The organism is Candidatus Dormiibacterota bacterium (assembly GCA_035635555.1).
GTDB lineage: Bacteria > Acidobacteriota > Polarisedimenticolia > Gp22-AA2 > Gp22-AA2 > Gp22-AA3.
This window is the reverse complement of sequence record DASQAT010000026.1, coordinates 168446-185404: the sequence shown is the minus strand read 5'-3', so window position 1 is coordinate 185404 and position 16959 is coordinate 168446. Positions and strand designations below refer to the sequence as shown.

General features: G+C 69.0%; 15 protein-coding genes. 2 read left to right on the top strand and 13 right to left on the bottom strand.

Annotated elements, in window-relative coordinates; translation table 11 throughout:
* From VEW47_06870 to VEW47_06815, 12 genes are all read right to left on the bottom strand, one after another.
* On the bottom strand, positions 1 to 410 hold a 410-nt coding region (locus VEW47_06870), incomplete at its 3' end, for a PHP domain-containing protein (GenBank protein ID HYS04900.1).
* Positions 407 to 1063, bottom strand: a complete 657-nt coding sequence (locus VEW47_06865; GenBank protein ID HYS04899.1) for a DUF4013 domain-containing protein — start codon at positions 1061 to 1063, stop codon at positions 407 to 409. The genes VEW47_06865 and VEW47_06870, both read right to left, overlap by 4 nt.
* Entirely contained in the window at positions 1060 to 2259 is a 1200-nt protein-coding gene (locus tag VEW47_06860; GenBank protein HYS04898.1) for a hypothetical protein, read from the bottom strand. The genes VEW47_06865 and VEW47_06860 overlap by 4 nt, the downstream gene beginning before the upstream one ends.
* A gap of 27 nt (positions 2260 to 2286) precedes the next feature.
* Complete coding sequence (locus VEW47_06855) at positions 2287 to 2496, bottom strand: type II toxin-antitoxin system HicB family antitoxin (GenBank protein ID HYS04897.1); 210 nt, start codon at positions 2494 to 2496, stop codon at positions 2287 to 2289.
* Positions 2497 to 2505: 9 nt separating this feature from the next.
* Positions 2506 to 3135 carry a transcriptional repressor LexA gene (lexA, locus tag VEW47_06850; GenBank protein ID HYS04896.1) on the bottom strand — a complete coding sequence of 210 codons (630 nt, stop codon included), beginning with the start codon at positions 3133 to 3135 and terminating at the stop codon, positions 2506 to 2508.
* A 237-nt stretch (positions 3136 to 3372) separates the two neighbouring features.
* Complete coding sequence (locus VEW47_06845) at positions 3373 to 5427, bottom strand: thioredoxin family protein (GenBank protein HYS04895.1); 2055 nt, start codon at positions 5425 to 5427, stop codon at positions 3373 to 3375.
* A gap of 259 nt (positions 5428 to 5686) precedes the next feature.
* Positions 5687 to 7750 (bottom strand): glycosyltransferase family 39 protein, encoded by a 2064-nt coding sequence (locus tag VEW47_06840; GenBank protein ID HYS04894.1) that lies wholly within the window; start codon positions 7748 to 7750, stop codon positions 5687 to 5689.
* A 24-nt stretch (positions 7751 to 7774) separates the two neighbouring features.
* Positions 7775 to 9583 (bottom strand): sulfatase, encoded by a 1809-nt coding sequence (locus tag VEW47_06835; GenBank protein HYS04893.1) that lies wholly within the window; start codon positions 9581 to 9583, stop codon positions 7775 to 7777.
* Positions 9584 to 9587: 4 nt separating this feature from the next.
* On the bottom strand, positions 9588 to 10838 hold the full coding sequence (locus VEW47_06830) for a dihydroorotase (GenBank protein HYS04892.1): 1251 nt from the start codon (positions 10836 to 10838) through the stop codon (positions 9588 to 9590).
* A 43-nt stretch (positions 10839 to 10881) separates the two neighbouring features.
* Positions 10882 to 11973, bottom strand: coding sequence for an aspartate carbamoyltransferase catalytic subunit (locus VEW47_06825; GenBank protein HYS04891.1), 1092 nt, complete (start codon positions 11971 to 11973; stop codon positions 10882 to 10884).
* A gap of 5 nt (positions 11974 to 11978) precedes the next feature.
* A complete protein-coding gene (pyrR, locus tag VEW47_06820; GenBank protein ID HYS04890.1) occupies positions 11979 to 12578 on the bottom strand; it encodes a bifunctional pyr operon transcriptional regulator/uracil phosphoribosyltransferase PyrR in 600 nt (199 codons plus the stop codon).
* A 275-nt stretch (positions 12579 to 12853) separates the two neighbouring features.
* Complete coding sequence (locus tag VEW47_06815; protein HYS04889.1) at positions 12854 to 14599, bottom strand: alkaline phosphatase family protein; 1746 nt, start codon at positions 14597 to 14599, stop codon at positions 12854 to 12856.
* Positions 14600 to 14661: 62 nt separating this feature from the next.
* On the opposite strand from VEW47_06815, the gene VEW47_06810 reads away from it, so the two are divergent.
* Both VEW47_06810 and VEW47_06805 read left to right on the top strand, forming a co-directional pair.
* Positions 14662 to 15462 (top strand): dihydroorotate dehydrogenase electron transfer subunit, encoded by an 801-nt coding sequence (locus tag VEW47_06810; GenBank protein HYS04888.1) that lies wholly within the window; start codon positions 14662 to 14664, stop codon positions 15460 to 15462.
* Positions 15463 to 15500: 38 nt separating this feature from the next.
* The gene (locus VEW47_06805; protein ID HYS04887.1) at positions 15501 to 16475 is read left to right on the top strand and encodes a dihydroorotate dehydrogenase; all 975 of its coding nucleotides are present in this window, start codon (positions 15501 to 15503) and stop codon (positions 16473 to 16475) included.
* Positions 16476 to 16484: 9 nt separating this feature from the next.
* Here the strand turns inward: VEW47_06805 and VEW47_06800 are convergent, their stop codons facing one another.
* A complete protein-coding gene (locus VEW47_06800; GenBank protein ID HYS04886.1) occupies positions 16485 to 16958 on the bottom strand; it encodes a thioredoxin family protein in 474 nt (157 codons plus the stop codon).
* Between the last annotated feature and the right edge of the window lies 1 nt (position 16959).

Below are 16959 nucleotides of genomic sequence, written 5' to 3'. Positions count from 1 at the left end.
GCCGCCCGCAGGACGGCGAGCGAGGACGACAGGACGACGAGCCCTGCCGAGCCGGCCCGCAAGGCGTCGAGGACCGAGAAGCCGGGATCGAGATGCCGCCGCGTCAGGATGCGGCAGAGATTGGCGTACCCATCCGGCGTTTTCACCAGGAGCGTTGCCCTCTCCCCCGCCTGCAGGCACCGCGCGCCGGGTGCCGTCACCTCCGCCCCGAGGATCGGCCGCAGCCCGCAGGAGAGCGCGATCTCCCGGAAGCGGACCACACCGTAAAGACCGTCGACGTCGGTGCAGGCGATCGCCCGCATGCCGCGCCCGGCCGCAGCGGTGCACAGCGCCTCGAGGCTCGAAGCACCCCGCATCAGGCTGTAGCTCGAACGGACTTGAAGATGGACGAAGCCGCCGGGCCCGCTCATCGCCGGATGTCGGGTGCCGTGTCGAACAGGTCGAAGCGCTGCGAGAACACCGTGGCGAAGCTGTAGCCGGCGACCTGCCAGAACCAGACGCTCGTCACCAGGAACCCCACACCCAGGCCGAGGAGTCCGACAAAGGAGACCGCGAGGGCGGCGAGCGTGATCCCCCAGGCGCGCCAGTAGGCCCGGCCTCCCTGCCGGACCCGGCGCAGAGCCCTGGCCGGATCGAACACCTCCCGCGCGTCGAATCGCCGGCAGTAGTGCGACATGTATCCCGGGATCGCCGCCGTGGCCCCCGCCCCCAGGAGCACCGCCGCGGCAAGGAGCGCGGTCGAGTCTTTCCACCTGGCCAGGAACCCGACGGCGAGCGCCGGAAGGTAGTACTCGAGCATCCCGAGGAAGGTGATCGTCCCGTACTTGAGGAGACGCCCGTACCCGCGCCACGACGGCCACGGCGCGACCCCGGCCTGCATGTTATGGACCATCTGGATCCGGTGACCCATGTTGAAGAGCCAGCCCACGCCCGGAAGAAGGAGAAGGACCGCGCCGACGAGCACTTCTCTCCGCGATTCCCGCGTCTGCAGCGGGAAGGCGAAGGCCGACCGCAGCCGCAGCGGAGTGCGCAGATCGATCCCTTGCCGCGGCCCCTCGTTCATGACGCCACCCCCGCCCGCTCCGCGAACATCCGCCCGGAGAGGATCGCCCGGTCGCCGAAGCGCCCGCGGATCCGATCGACCGCGTCCGCCAGCGACTCGGCCGCCCCGCCGTCGGAGGCTCTGTCGTCGAACGCCTGCGGACCGAACAGCGCCAGCTGCCGCGGCCCGCGCGCGACCTCCAGGCAGCGCAGCTCGATCCAGCGCACCCGCACCCGCCGCGCCCGCGCCCGCTCGCAGATCCCCCGCGCCTGCGCGAACAGCAGAAGATCGGCGGAGAGCGGCGGAGCCAGCCGCTCCTCGCGGCGCGCCAGGACGTCGTCGCTGTGGCGCAGCGTCACCCGCACCCGGCCGGCCCGCGCCTCGAGCCGCCGCAGCCGCCTCCCCGCCCGCTCGCACAGTCCGAAGAGAGTCCGCAGCAGTGCTCTCTCCTCGTTCGAGTCCTCGGCGAGCGTCTCGTCCTCGACGATCGCCGGCGCCGTCTCCGGCGGGCGGACCGGCGAGGCGTCGATCCCGAGCGCCTGGCTGCGCAGCCTTCCGCCCTGCGCGCCGAAGGCGACCACGAGCTGCGTCTGCGAGAAGCGCAGCAGATCCGCCACGCGGGCGATGTTGAGATCCGACAGACGCCCGCCCGTCTCGCCGCGCGCCGCCGGCAGGAGCCCGACCGGCAGCGGCGCCAGGAACGGCGCCTCCGAGCCCGGGAAGACGTCGCACAGACCGTCCGGCCGGATCACCCGCGCCGCAACGCGGCTCACCAGCTTGCTGGTGGCCAGGCCCACCGTCGGCCGCAGGCGCAGCCGCTCTTCGATCTCCCTGCGGATGCGCGCCGCCGCGTCCTGCGCCGCGCCGAACAGCCGCACCGTACCGGTGAGATCGAGAAAGGTCTGCCCCAGGGCGGCCGGCTCGACCAGAGGCGAGTAGCCGCCCAGGAGCGCGAGGACCGCACCCGTGGCGCGCTTGTAGAGCGCCTCGTTCGGATGCAGGACCGCCGCCCCCGGGCAGCGTCGCAGCGCCACGGGGAGCGGCATCCCGGCCCGCACCCCTTCCCGGGCCGCCTCCTGCGAGACCACGAGCACCGGCGCGCGCGCCGACCCGGGAGGCGCCAGCAGCACCGGCCGCCCGCGCAGGCCGCGATCGATCACCCGCTCGACGGCGATCGGGAAAGCGGCGATGTCGACGTTGAGAACGCTCCGGGACATGAAGTAAATGGCATCCAGGGCCCGCCTCTACGCCACCCGGATCGCCTGCACTCCGACGAACTCCGACTCGAACTTCGGGTCCCCCTCCTCGAGAAGCATCTCGACGACGTCGCGCAGGTTTCTCTCCAGCTCGTCGAGGCTGGCCCCCAGACTGTGGGCTCCCGGCCAGCCGGGCACGCGCCCGACGTACAGACCGGAGTCGGGATCCCGTTCAATCACGGCATTGAAGGTGCGCATCCTCATCCCTCAGCGATGAAACTTCCGGATCAGCCCGACCACGATCCCCTGCACCTGCAGGTCCCCCTCGTCCACGATGATCGAGGACACGCGCGCGTTGGCCGGGCGCAGCTCGACGCGCGTACCGCGGCGGTAGTACTGCTTGATGGTCGCGTCGTCGCCGATCAGGGCGACCACGGTCTGACCGTTCTCGGCGTCGCGCTGGCGCTTGACGATGACGATGTCGCCGTCGCGGATCCCCTCGTCCACCATGCTGTCGCCGACGACGCGCAGGGCGAAGTTGTCCTCGCCGCGCAGGAGCATCTCGGGGACCTCGACGGTCTCGGGGTAGGCGATCGCCTCGATCGGGCGGCCGGCGGCCACCCGGCCGAGGAGCGGCAGGATGGCGGTGGCCGGGCCGGGCTCGACCAGAGTCAGGGCGCGCTTCTGGTTGTCCCAGGGGGTTTTGAGAAATCCCTTCGCGACCAGGCTCTTGAGATGCTTCTGGACGGAGTTGTAGGAGCCGAAGCCGAAGTTCCGGCGGATCTCCTCGTAGGACGGGGAGACGCCGTGCGTCTGGATGTACCCCTTGATGAACTCAAACACGACCTTTTGTCTCTTGGTCAGGTTGCCGGGCTGCCCTGCCTGCGCGCGCGTCATCCTCGTGCTCCCGCCGGGCGGGGAACGCCCGCAATAAAGATGATAGCCGTGGCCGGGGTCCCCGCCTGGGCGCGCTCCCCCCGGAGACGCTCCCGGACGGCCGGTCCCCCGGCCCGCGATCAGGTTAGGTGTAAATCAGGTGAATGTCAAGGGGAAGATAAGGTTTTGTAGGTGGCCGCTTTCGTGCGGGGTGATACGACGTGGGTCGGTGGACGCCTTCAGCCCACTGAAACTCAACTAGTGCGTCGCTTGGTACTTGGCCAGGAAATCAAGCACTGCACTCGGATCATGCCCGGGGCTGCCTTCTTGGTCCTTGTTCTCCAGCGCGCCGGTTTCCTGATTGGCAACAGCCTTGCCGTCGGAGGCCAGGATCGTCAGGAACGGTACCCCGTAGACAGCCAGATCGGCACCATAGGACTTGGCCAGGTCCATGTTCTTCTTGGTCTTCCCCCCGGCGTCAACGTAGACGACCTCGTACTCATCCTGGAGCTTCAAAGAGATCTTCGAATCCTTCTCGTACAGATCGTGCAACTTGATGCACCAAGGGCACCAGTTCCCGCCCCACTGAATCAGGACACGCCGGTTGTCTTGTTTGGCCTTGACCAGGGCGGCCGCGATCTGTTGTTGCGCATCCGCTGCTTCGTCATAGACTCTCACGAATGCCTTCTTCAGCAGCTCCGCTCGTGACGGGAGTTTCCCTTCCTTCTCCAACCTCTGCCTGATCAGGCCGGGGCTGAAGATCTCGTCCAGGCATTCCCTCTGTGTCGATTCCGAGATCAGAATGTCTGTTGCGGCGTTCGCAGGCCCGATCCTCGCGGCAAAGAGAAGGGCCGCGATCTCCGCGGCTTTGGCGGGATCGTCCATGTGTACGGAGCCGTCACGGAGATCCTCCGAGAACCTGCCCAGCATGCCGTCCTCCTGCATGGGTCGTTCGACTTTTCGCGAGAGAATCTCCCCGACCAGGTCGTTCAAGCGACTCCCGAGCCTCTTGGCCTTCAAGAGAGCACAGGGGAGCAGCGGGTTTTCCGTGGAGCGAGAAGACCGGGTCAGAAAACGGTCGTCCCGCATTTCGGCCAGGTCTTTTTCCGTCTGCTCCCGGGAGAGGGTCACGCTGTAACGCGATATCGCGGCCAGGTGAGAGGCGGTTGTCCTTGCTCCATAGCCGTTCAAGGTCCCGAACACGGCGTTGGGGTCCATCGCGAGAAGAGTGTCGAGGCACGCACGCTGGGTCATGTCGGAAAGAAAGGTGTTGACCTCGGCATTGATGCCCCACGAGCGCCAAATCGTCAGCCGCGCCAGGATTTCCGCCGTCGCACGGGGCTCCTTTCGCGGGACTTTCCCATTCTCGAGGTCCCTATCGAACATCCCCAGGATGTTTGTGTTGGGAGGCGGCGTGGAGACCGAGCCTGACTTCTCGATGTCCCACCAGAATAGGTTCGAGTCGAGTGCGATCAGGGCCGCCGCCAGCAGCGAGCATGGGGCGAGGGGGTTTTCCGTCGCCTTCGCCGAGGAAGCCAGGAAGGTCGGCTGCCTCGCCTCGCTCGCCATTTTCTGTGCATCGGCGGCTGAAAGTATCGCGGGAGGGTAGTCAACGAGAGAAAGATGCGCGTGGCCTTCGCCGGTGTCGGGAGAGTGCCGGATGCCAGCCGTCGCCGACGCGCTCGAGGCCGGCTGTTCGGCCAGCGAGGCCTCTCCGGACTTGAGCGATGCGATTCGCTTCTCGGCCAGCGCGCTCCACGGGCTCGCCTTGTACTTCTCCCGCAAAGTCGACCAGGCCGCCATCTCTTTCTCCGCGTCGTAGATCAGATCCATCTCCGGGAGCTTGGGGCCGAACTTCTTCGTCACGACGATCGTGCCGAGGTAGGTGACTTTGCCTCTGGCCACGGCGACATTCATCTCGAGGGCCGGCGGCTTCTCCAGGATGATCGTCGCGTTGTAGTTCGACAGCCTGATGAACCGCAGCGAGTAGGTGCCCGGTTCACCGAGGTTGAACATCACCAGGCGGCCCTTCATAGTGGAGGCACGGATCACGCCACCGCCGTCTCCCGACATGACGAGAGCCGCCCCATCGAGCCCGTTCAGGCGAATAATGCCCTTGAATTCAAACTCAAGGAGCAGTAAGGACGACTGCATCGGATCGCCTTCGAGCGTCTTCGGTGAGCGCGGATACTTGGCGGCAAGCTCGGCATCGAGCGAGGGGCCCTCCGCTGAGATGTCGCCCGCTCGTGGCGACGGGCCCAGACCCAAGAGGGATAGAAGGAGAGCGCTGGAGAAGAGCGTAACGTACCTCACAGGGCCTCCTTTCCACGCCGGGCTCGATGACGGCGTGGCTGCCAACGAAGATGGAATCGCCAAATCGAGGGTGATCCTGGCTCATCTTTTACAGGATGCCGACGTTCCTGTCCAGAGCGACGGCCCGGGAACACCTGCTCCAGCATCCTGTCGTCCCGCTCGCGGTATCTTCCGGGACGGCGACGTCACTTCTCCAGCCCCCCATTCACGCCGGTCCGATCATGACCCCTGAGCTCGTCGTCGCTGACCCGCCCGCCCGCTACGGCTGTCGCCCGGGCGGTCTCTCCACCGACTGTCCCAGCGGCGGAACATCACCCGGGATCGGGGCGCCGGGCGGTTGCGCCCCCGGCGGCGCGCCCTGCGAAGAAGCGTCGGGCGGGGCCATCGGCTGCCCGGTCTCATCCTTCCAGAGCGTGTAGGTGTAGAAGATAATCTTGTCGGGGTCGAGGCGCGCGTCCGCCACCTGGGTGGCGTCGCCGAGCGGATAGCGCATGATCAGGTACCGCATCACCTCCGCGAACGGCCGGGCGAACTCGATGATGAGCGTGGCGCTCTTCGGCATCTTGATGATGCCGTCGAGATCGAGTGTCGAGGGGTCGTTGACCAGGTGGATGTTGGGGCGATCACCGATCAGGTAACGCAGTGTGTCCACGCGCAGGGTGTGCAGGACGTAGATCATCCGATCGGGCGGCAGGGTGCGCACGAATATCCCCATGATCGTCTGCGGGGCGCCGAAGTGCTGCATCGCCTGCTCCGACCGGCCGGCGCGCAGGAAGTAATCGCTGAATCCCTGCATAGCACTCCAGGCGATGAGAGGCGCCACGAGAAGCGCCCCGAGCCAGACGGTCAGCGGCGGGCGCAGCGACGCCACGTCCTCGAACAGGCGCCTCGCGAGAAGCGCTGCGAACAGACACAGCCACGGCACGTTCACGAGCATCCGCGTCAGGCTGGGCCCCGCGAGGCCGACCGTCAATAAGAGCGACAGGTAGCACAGGACGAGGAGACCGCAGGCGGCGTCCTGCCCCCGCAGGGCGCGCCATGCCGCGTAGATGAGACCGAGGGCCGACAGCGCCGCCACGACCGTGGTCTCGGGCGGGAGACCGATGAGACCGTAGACGGTGCTTATGCCGTCGCTGATGAATGCGTCGCTCTGGATGACGGCGTAGCGCGAGGCGAAATAGTGCGGCATGGCGCACGAGGCGAGGAGATTCAGCCCGAAGTTCGCCTTCGGCGTGATCAGGGCCGCGTAGGCTCCCCGCGTCACGAACCCCCAGGGGCCGATCCCCGACAGGAGCATCAGCAGCGCGACCAGGGCGGCGGCCGCTCCGAGGGCGACCAGGAGGGCGCGGCGGGCCCGGGGATCGGCGGGGCTTCCCTCCGCCCAGCCGAGCGGCCGGCGCAGGAGCCAGAATGCGACGATGGCGATCGGGACCGCCCGGAACGACGTGTAGCTCCAGAAGCCGAGCCCCAGGAAGACGCCCCAGGCCAGGTGGTCGCGCATCCTGCCGGTCTCCAGGGCCTTCAGGAAGAAGCCGATCGTCGCGAGGGCGAAGATCGGCGCCAGCACGGCGCGCTCGCCGACGCGGCTGTACAGGATGTGCCACGGGGAGACCGCGAGAAAGGCCGTCGATACGAGCGCCACCGGCCAGCCGAACCGATCGCGGGCGAACAGGTAGAGGACCAGGAGCGTCAGCACACCCGCGGCGATCGCCACGGCGCGCAGGGGGAAGATCAGGCCCATCACGGGGTCGTCCAGGAACCTCGGCGTCAGCCCGAACACGGCCGGCATCGCCTTCAGGAGGTTCAGCTCGATCTCGGCGCTCCTGAACGAGAAGGCGGCGAGGTGATGGAACATCGTCTCGCGGTTCAGTCCGGTCGTGGTGAGGCTGGCGAACGAGTGATGAGGGTCGTCCAGGATCTCCCGGGTCTCGAGGGCGTTGATCGCCTCATCGTTGTTCAGGCCCCAGGGAATGAGGTCGATGCGATAGACCCTGAGATAGAAACCTCCGAAGACGAGGAGCGCCACGAGCGACCACTCGAGACCGGGAGGGAGTGAGTGCAGGCCGAGGGTCGTCCGCTTGGAGCCTCTCGGCTCCTCGGTGTCGTCGAAGCGACGGACCAGAAGGACGAAGACCAGGAGCGCTGCGGCCAGGACCAGGAGCGCGGCCCCGGTCAGGAGTCTCCAGGTGAACCCTCCGGACCACGACAGGATGATCTGACCGGCGAGCGCCAGCGCCGTGGCCAGCGGAACCGCCGCGGTCCGCAGGACTCCGGACCGCCAACCCTCCACCCGGCCGGTCTCCGCCTGCATGATCTTCGGCATTCTCCCGCGCCGCGCGGCGGCGCTTCAGTTGATATAGCCGAGGGATTTTAGTCGTTCCCGGATCTCGTCGTCCAGGACGACGCTCTGCTCCGGTCCTGCCGGCCGCAGGTGCCAGATGAAGAAGCCAAGCCGCCCGCCGTCGGCGTGCGGCGGTCTCGTGTAGGCGGCGTCGAGCGTGGGACGGCCTTCCAGGGCGAAGGGCATGACGCGCGGATTGCTCTCGCCGCCCCCCAGGAAGATGTGATCGAGGACCGGCCGCCCGTCGACGAGAAGGTAGAATTCGGCCTCCGACTCCTCGGGAGCGATCGTGAAGGACAGGCCGCTCGCTCCGTCCTGGCCGTCGTCGGTGAAGGTGAGCGTCCCCGGCGCGCCGAGGACGTACTTGCCGCGCTCCCGGAACAGCGGGACCACCGAGCGGAAGATTCCCCGCGTGCGAACCTGCCCCTGGAAGCGGTGCTTCCGGCCGTCGCTGCTCCAGCGCAGGTTCCACCCCCCCGAAAGGAAGTCCACCTGCGCGAACAGCCCCCGCACCAGGGCCCGCCTGTCCTCGGGCCGCTTCTCCGACAGATCGTCCCGCTCGCGCGGATCGGCGGCGAGGTCATAGAGCTCGCCGCGGTTCTCGTCCATGGACTGGATGAGCTTCAACGATCCGCGCCGGATCGCCTTCAGATGCGCGTTCAGCCTGATCGTCTCGCTCACCAGCGGCCGCTCCGCCGGCGGGCCCGAGGCAGCCCCGCCAGAGGCTCCGGACGGCGGCACCCGCAGGAGGGGCATGAGACTCGCTCCCTGCACGCCCGGAGGCGGCGCGGTGCCGGCGACCTCGGCAATCGTGGGGAGCAGATCGATCGCGCTCACCGGCACCGTGACGCGTGCCTGCGGCGGACCGGCCGCCGGCGCCAGGCGCCCCATGACGAGCGGCACGCGCACGACCTCCTCGTAGAGCCGGCGGCCGTGACCGATCGAGCCGTGGTCCTTGAACTCCTCGCCGTGGTCCGCGGTGACGACCAGGAAGGCGCGCGTCCCGCGTCCGGACGCCGCCAGGCCGTCCAGCAGGCGGCCGATCTGCTCGTCCACGAAGCGGATCTCGCCATCGTACCGGTCGATCAGGAACCGGCGGTAGTCGTCCGGCAGGGGCAGACGCGGGTCCTGGAACTTCGAGATCGAATCGTAGGTCGCGTCCAGGGGGCCGTGGTAGTCGTCGGGGTAGAGGGCCCGGAACCGCTCGGGCGGCTCGTAGGGCCAGTGCGCGTCGAAATAATGCACGAAGAGGAAGACGGGCCTGCGCCCCTGCCGCGACAGCCAGGCGAGGGCGGCGTCGGTGACGCGGTCCGCGGCCGGCTCCATGCGGGCTTCCGGCCGGTAGGAAGGCCGCGACACGCCGAAGTCTTCGAAGGTCTCGAAGCCGCGATCGAAGCCGAAGATCGACGAGACGTAGACGTGCGACACGAAGGCGCCGGTCGAGTAGCCCGCCCGCTTCATCGTCTCGGCCAGTGTCGGCACGTCCGCCCCGAGCTTCAGGCCGTCGTTCTCGACCCGGTGGCTCGACGGAAGCCGGGACGTCATCATCGACATCACCGACGGCAGCGTCCAGGGCGCGGCCGACCAGGCCGACTCGAACACGGTCGAATGCCGCGCCAGCGCGTCGATGCGCGGGGACGTTCCGCGGTCGTAGCCGTAGACACCCAGGTGGTCGGCGCGCAGCGTGTCCACCACGATCAGGACGACGTCCTCGTGCGCCGCATCGAAGCGGCCGCGGCACGAGCACGTGAAGAGGTGCGCGGCCAGGAGCGTCAGCAGCAGGATCGGGACGGTCGGTCCGGGACGGACGGGCATCGACTCAGCGGCTGGCGACGGGCTGAAGCTCGTGGACCACGCGGCCCCCCACGACCGTGGCGACCGGCCAGCCGCGCAGGGTCCAGCCGTGGAACGGGCTGTTCCGCGACTTCGACTTGAACTGCGACACGTCCACCATCCGCTCGAGCTCCGGATCGATGATCGTGACGTCGGCGTCCGCGCCGACCGCGAGCGTCCCCTTCTTGATCCCCAGGATGCGGGCCGGGTTCCGCGACAGGAGCTCGACGAAGCGGGCCGGAGCCAGGCCCCCCTTCCGCACGCAGCGGTCGACGATCAGGGGGACCGTGGTTTCCAGGCCGATGATGCCGAACGGCGCCTCGTCGTACTCGACGAGCTTCTCGTCCGCGTGGTGCGGCGCATGGTCCGAGGCGATGGCGTCGATCGTCCCGTCCAGGAGCCCCTGCAGCAGGGCCTGCCGGTCCTCCTCGCTCCTGAGCGGCGGGTTCATCTTCGTGTTGGGATCGTAGCGCGAGTCGGCGACCGACTGATCGGTGAGGACCAGGTGGTGCGGCGTCGCCTCGCAGGTGACGGCGACGCCCTCCTGCCGGGCACGCCGCACCTTCTCGAGGCTGCCGCGCGTGCTGATGTGCGCCACGTGCAGCCGCCCGCCGGTCATGGCGGCCACCGCCAGGTCGGTCGCCACGGCGACTTCCTCCGAGGCACCCGGGATCCCCTTGAGGCCGAGGAGGGTCGACACGAATCCCTCGTTCATCACGCCGGAGGCGCTGAGGTTCGCGTCCTCGCAATGGTCGATGAGAGGGATACCGAAGATCTTCGTGTACTCCAGCGCCATGCGCAGCAGGTGGCTGTTCCCGACCGGCCGGCCGTCGTCCGACACCGCCACGGCGCCCGAGCGCACCATGTCGCCGATCTCCGCCAGCTCCACGCCCAGGCCGCCCTTGCTGACGCAGCCGATCGGGAAGACGTTCACCATCCCCTTGCGGCGCGCCTCGGCCACGATGTACTCGGTCACCGACAGGCCGTCGTTCCAGGGATCGGTGTTCGGCATGCACGCAACCGACGTGAAGCCGCCCGCGGCCGCGGCGCGCGTGCCGCTCTCGATCGACTCTTTGTGCTCCTGCCCCGGCTCGCGCAGGTGCACGTGCATGTCGACGAGCCCCGGACAGACCCAGTGCCCGGTCGCGTCGATCACGCGACCGTCCGGCGCCGCGCCCCGGCCTTTCTCGGGGACGCGCCGCTCGGCGATGCGACCGTCGACGATCAGGAGATCCATGACGGCGTCGGTCTTCGTGGCCGGGTCGATCACCCGGCCGCCCTTAATCAGCAAGCTCGCCAAGAGTGCCTCCCGCCAGGAGGTACAGGACGGCCATCCGCACGGCGACGCCGTTGGTGACCTGCTCCAGGATCACCGAATACGGGCCGTCGGCCACGGCGCTGTCGATCTCGACGCCGCGGTTCATCGGCCCGGGATGCATGATGATGACGTCGGGGCGGGCCCGCCGCGCGCGCTCGGCGGTCAGGCCGAACAGGTTGTAGTACTCGCGCGTGGAGGGGAACGCCCCGCCCTGCTGCCGCTCCCTCTGGATACGCAGCATCATGATCACGTCGGCCCCCTCGACGGCCTCGTCGATCCGGTACGTCACGCCGACACCGAGCCTCGGCAGCTCCACCGGCGTGAGCGTCGGCGGCCCGCAGACCACGACATCCGCCCCCACGGTCTTCAGCAGGAAGATATTGCTGCGCAGGACGCGGCTGTGCATCAGGTCGCCGATGATCGCGACCCGCAACCCCTTCAGTCGTCCCTTCCTCTCGCGGATCGTGAAGGCGTCGAGGAGGGCCTGGGTCGGGTGCTCGTGCCAGCCGTCCCCGGCGTTGACGATGTTCGAGCGGCAGTGGCGCGCCAGGAAGTGCGGCGCGCCGGAGGCCTTGTGACGGATGACGATCATGTCCGGCGCCATCGCCTCCAGGTTGCGCGCCGTGTCGAGGAGGCTCTCCCCCTTCACCACGCTCGACTGGAACGGCGAGAAGTTGAGCGTGTCGGCCGACAGCCGCTTCTCGGCGATCTCGAACGACGAGCGCGTGCGCGTCGACGGCTCCATGAAGAAATTGACGATGGTCCTGCCGCGCAGCGTCGGGACCTTCTTGATCGAGCGGGTCGAGACCTCGACGAACGAGCGCGCCGTGTCGAGGATCAGAGTGATCTCGTCGGCGGTCAATCCGTCCATGCCGAGGAGGTGCTTGTGCTTCAGCGCTACGAGAGGCCTGGCGGGCTCGTTCGCGGGGGCGACCGTCTCATCCGGCGCGGGAACGGCGGCCGTCGCCGCGGGCCGCCGCGCCGGCGCCGGCCGGCGCGCGCCGCCGGCCGCGGCCTTGCGTCCCGCCGTCTGCAACCGGCCGCCTTCAATCATCTCCTTCACCTCGCCGCCCGCGCCGGCTCCCGGCCCGGGCCCTTGCGGCTCGCCTTCTTCTCCGGCCGTTTCACAAGCAGGACCTCGTCGCGGCCGTCCTCCTCCTTCAGGAGGACCTGCACCATCTCGTCGAGACTCGTCGGGACGTTCTTGCCGACATAGTCGGCCCGGATCGGCAGCTCGCGGTGTCCCCGGTCGACCAGGACCGCCAGCTCGATGCTCTTCGGCCGGCCGAAGTCCATCAGACCGTCGAGCGCCGCGCGCACCGTCCGTCCGGTGAACAGCACGTCATCGACCAGGATGACCCGCCGCTCGTCGATCGGGAAGTGGATGATCGTCTCCTTGAGGATCGCGGAAGGCCCCACCGAGGTGATGTCGTCGCGGTAGAGATTGATGTCCAGGATCCCGAGGGGGAGCTCCTTCCCTTCGATCCCCTGCACCTTCCCCTGGAGCCTGCGGGCCAGGGGAACGCCGCGCGTGCGGATACCGACGAGCACCAGTCGCCCGACTTCGCGGTGGCGCTCGACGATCTCGTGCGCGATGCGGGTCAGGGTGCGGTCGATCTTGTCGGCGTCCAGGACGCTCAGGCTCTTCGTCTCGTTCACGCTCCTCCGGGCAAAAAAAATCCCGCGAACTCGCGGGTTTCGTGCTGCAGGGTTCTGTTTTCCAGGGCCACCACTGCCGCCACCTTCCCGGCCTCCCGGACCGGATTAAAAGCGCGTCGTATCGCCGAGGCCAAAGAAGAATACCCGACCCCGGCCGTCGTGTCAACCGCGAGTCTCCGCAACCGGCACCGCCCGTGCCCGCTCCCTGGGCACGAGCGGCGCTTGCGGGCGCCGGGCCGTTACATCGGCCTGGGGAGGTCTTTCAGCCCTGGACGTCACTGATCCATGTCGTAGCTCCCGATGACGGTGACCGGGTGGGCGGCGGTGTAGGCCTCGCTGAACAGACCCGCCAGGATGCTGCCGTGTGTGTCGCGCGCTACCGGCAGCCCGAGCGCGTACAGGACCGTGGGCGTGACGTCCGCGATCGAACCCTTGCCGAACACTCGCCCGCGCGACACCACGACCCCGTGGGCGAACAGGAAGCCGGCGGGGGTGTCCTCGTGAACACCGGAGAGGTGCTCACCACCCAGGATTTCGTCCCGCAGCCTGTGCAGGGGCGGCGCCGGCTCGATCCCGTGGGTCGCGGTCACGAGGACGAGGGTGGACTCCGCCTCCGCCCGCAGGGCGCTCTCCACGATGCCGTCGATCCGCCTGTAGTAGCGCTCCAGGACAGGTCCGTAGAGATCGACGTCACGCGCGCCGACATTGCCGAAGTCGGCGGGACGCGCGTAACGCAGGAAGACGTGCGCCACGCGGTCGAGACCGGGGAACGACAGCGCCGCCACGCCGCGCTCATTCCGGGTCCCGAAGCGCCGCAGCGCATCCAGGACACTGGTGTCGGCCGCGACCGCGCGCTTGATCTCGCGGACCAGGGAGCGGGCCTTGGGATCCTTCTGGCGCATGACCTCCGGGTCCAGGACCTTGCCGATCCAGTCCTTCTGCGCCCCATCGGTTGCGACCTCCGGCCACTCCGCGCGGGCGTCGTCCAGGTCGATGTCCCAGCCGGCCGCCTCGCCTCGACCGCCCTGGCGCCCGCTGATCTCCCAGAACGCCTGTGTCCGCCGCCCGGAGACCGACGACGCCCGCCGCTCCAGAACGGGCGCCAGCAGGAGATCGAATCCGATGCCGGGCGGCACGATGTCGAACCGGGGAGGGCGGCCGAAGACACTCCTGACCTGGTCGCTGCGCACGCCGTGGCGGTAAGGCAGCATGCCCGTGATCAAGGTGGCGCGGGTCACCGGGGCCACGCATGGCGCGATGGACGCGAGACGACCGTAGGACCCCTCCTGCACCAGGCGTGAGAACCCCGGGAGCTTCCCCTGGGCCTGCATCGTCAAGATCGTGTCGAGGTCGGCTCCGTCGAAATTCAGAAGCAGCAGGCGGCGGCCCACCGCGGGGGGGCCTCCATCAGTTCCTGGGACGGATGGATCCGCGGCCGGGCCGCCCGAGAGCGAGGCGGCGGGGTCCGCCGTTTCTCCGCGACCGGGCCGAGTGCCCGCGGCCGGTGTCCCGGCGCCGGACGCCGGACCGAGGCGCAACGACACCAGGAGAGCGACGAGGGCGATCCCGGCGGCCGCGGCCTGGGGAGCGGTCCGCCGGCGCAGGGACGGGGCCGTCGCGACGGTCACCTCGACGAGCCAGGCGATCGTCAGAAAGACACAGACCCGCGTCAGGCGATCCGCGACGGGCGGGGCCAGCCCCGATCGGTACTCCGACAGCATCGTCCAGCCGGAGCCGAGAAGTGCGGCCATGTTCACCGTCAAGAAGCCGTTGGCGTAGCGCAGACTCATCCAGCCCAGACGGAGCCGGTGGCTGGCGAAGAATCTCAGGGCGGCGTACAGAACGGGCCAGACGAAGGCCGCGGCCAGCGTGTACGCCAGGATCACCACGAGGGGGGCGACCACCGGCCAGCCCCGCTCCGATCCTCCCGGGCTGTTTGCGAGTCGGAGGAGGAGGGCCACGACGAGCCCGCCGTAGAGCCCGGCCATGGCGGCGTGCGCGACGAGCTTCGGAAATGTCACGGCATTCGATGGTAGCACAGCGTTGTCCGGCCTCCGGCCTTGTGATAGAGTCCGTTATCGGCATGCCGTTCGACGCACCGGCCCCGGTCCTCCGCCACGACGCACTCAACCGGGATCATTTCCTTCTCACCCTCGAGTGTCCTTCTATCGCCCGCGAGGCCCGGGCCGGCCAGTTCGTCATGCTGCAGACGCGCGCGGGATTCGATCCTCTCCTGCGACGCCCCATGAGCATCTGCCGCGTTCTGCCCGGGCGACGCGGCCGGATCCAGATCCTCTACAAGATCGTCGGCGAGGGAACGCGTTACCTGTCGCAGCAGCCGGTGGGAGCCCTCGTGCCGACACTCGGTCCGCTCGGGAAGGGCTTCCGCCTTCCGGACGGCGGGACAAGGCCGATCCTGGTTTCGGGGGGCGTCGGCATCGCCATCTTCCCGTTCCTCGTCGAAAGCCTGCGCGCCGCGCGCCGCGAGACTCCCCTGCTGGTCTACGGGGCGCGTTCGCGGGGCGACCTCGTGGCCCTGGAGTTCTTCCGCAAGAAACGCGTGCCGGTGCGCCTGGCGACCGAGGATGGAAGCGCCGGGACGAGAGGGTTGGTGACCCGGGTCCTCGAGCCGATTCTGGCCGACGCCGGCGGCGCGCCCCTGGAGATCTTCGCCTGCGGACCGACGCCGATGCTGAAGGCGGTCGGCGCTCTGGCGCTCGGGGCAGGGATCCCGTGCCAGCTCGCGCTGGAGTCCCAGATGCCCTGCGGAATCGGAGTGTGCCTGGGGTGCGTGACGCGCTGTCCTGCGGACCAGCGCGGGCCGGTCTTCCGGCGTGTCTGCACCGAGGGGCCGGTGTTTCGCGCCGACGAGGTGGTCCTGTGAGACGCGCGACGCCTCGCCGGCGGCGCGGCGGCGCGCGCGTGCGCGACGCCTCCCCGCGGCCGGCCGACGTCGACCTCTCGGTGAGCCTCGGGCCGCTTCGCCTGAAGAACCCGGTCGTCGCGGCCAGCGGCACCTTCGGGTACGGTTGCGAGTTCGCGCCTTACCTCAGGCTGGCGGATCTCGGCGGCTTCGTCACCAAGGGGCTGTCGCTTCTCCCCCGCCGCGGCAACGCTCCGCCGCGCACGTGCGAGACACCCTCCGGGATGCTCAACGCCATCGGCCTGGCGAACGTCGGTGTCGAGGCGTTCCTCGCCGAGAAGCTGCCGGCGCTGCGTGACTGCGGCACCGCGGTCATCGCCAACGTGTTCGGCGAGACGCAGGAGGAATACGTGGCGGTGTCGCGGCGTCTCAACGGCGCCCCGGGTCTGGCGGCGCTCGAGCTCAACCTGTCCTGTCCCAACACCGAGAAGGGGGGCCTCGCCTTCGGGGTGTCCCCACCGGTCGTCCGCGAGGTCGTTGCGGCCGTGCGGCGCGCCGCGCCCGACCAGCCCCTCATCGTGAAGCTGACCCCCAACATCACGGACGTCGCCGCCGCCGGGCGCGCCGCGAAGGAAGGCGGGGCCGACATCCTGTCGCTCGTGAACACGTTCCTCGGCATGGCGATCGACCTCAAGACCCGACGCCCGGTGCTGGACAACGTCGTCGGGGGTCTTTCCGGCCCCGCGATCAAGCCGCTGGCGCTGTACATGGTGCACCGTGTCCATAGGGAGGTCGGGCTGCCGGTCCTCGGCATGGGGGGGATCAGCCGCGTGGAGGACGCCCTTGAATTCATGCTGGCCGGGAGCTCCGCCGTCCAGGTGGGGACCCTGAACTTCTTCGACCCGACCGGCTCGGTGCGCCTGGTGCGGGAGATCGAGGCGTGGTGCGTGAGAGAGGGGGTTCGAGCGGTGCGGGAGATCACGGGGACGCTGAGGCTTCCGGCAAGCGGGACGCCGACACCCCCCGCCGGGTAGCGGGTCCCCTCACATCGCGCTGGTCGGCGGCTTCTCCGTGGCCCGGTCGACGTCGAGCGCGTCCTGGCCGAACAGCTCGTTCAGCGAGTCGTACACCTTCTCGCCGTCCGCCACCTTCCTCCCGCTCGCGTCGAACAGGACCAGGTACGGCAGCTCCTGGACTCCGTACTGCTCCGCGACCGGCATCGTCCAGTCCACGATGTCCACCTTCCTGATCGCAAGCTTCGCGGTGTTGCGGGACGCGAGCTTCTCGAGCGCCGGCCCCAGGACGCGGCACGGCGGGCACCAGACCGCGTAGAAGTCGAACACCGTGTACTTGCCGGGGACCGCGTGCGCCTGGAGGTCGACCCTCTCCCCGTGGGCGATGATCGAGACGTCCGCCTCCCCCCGCGGGGCGCGGTTGTACGCATACGCTCCCAGCAGCGCGGCCACTATCGCGACCGCCGCTGCCGCCAGGAGGACACCGCGAATGCCCTTGCTCATG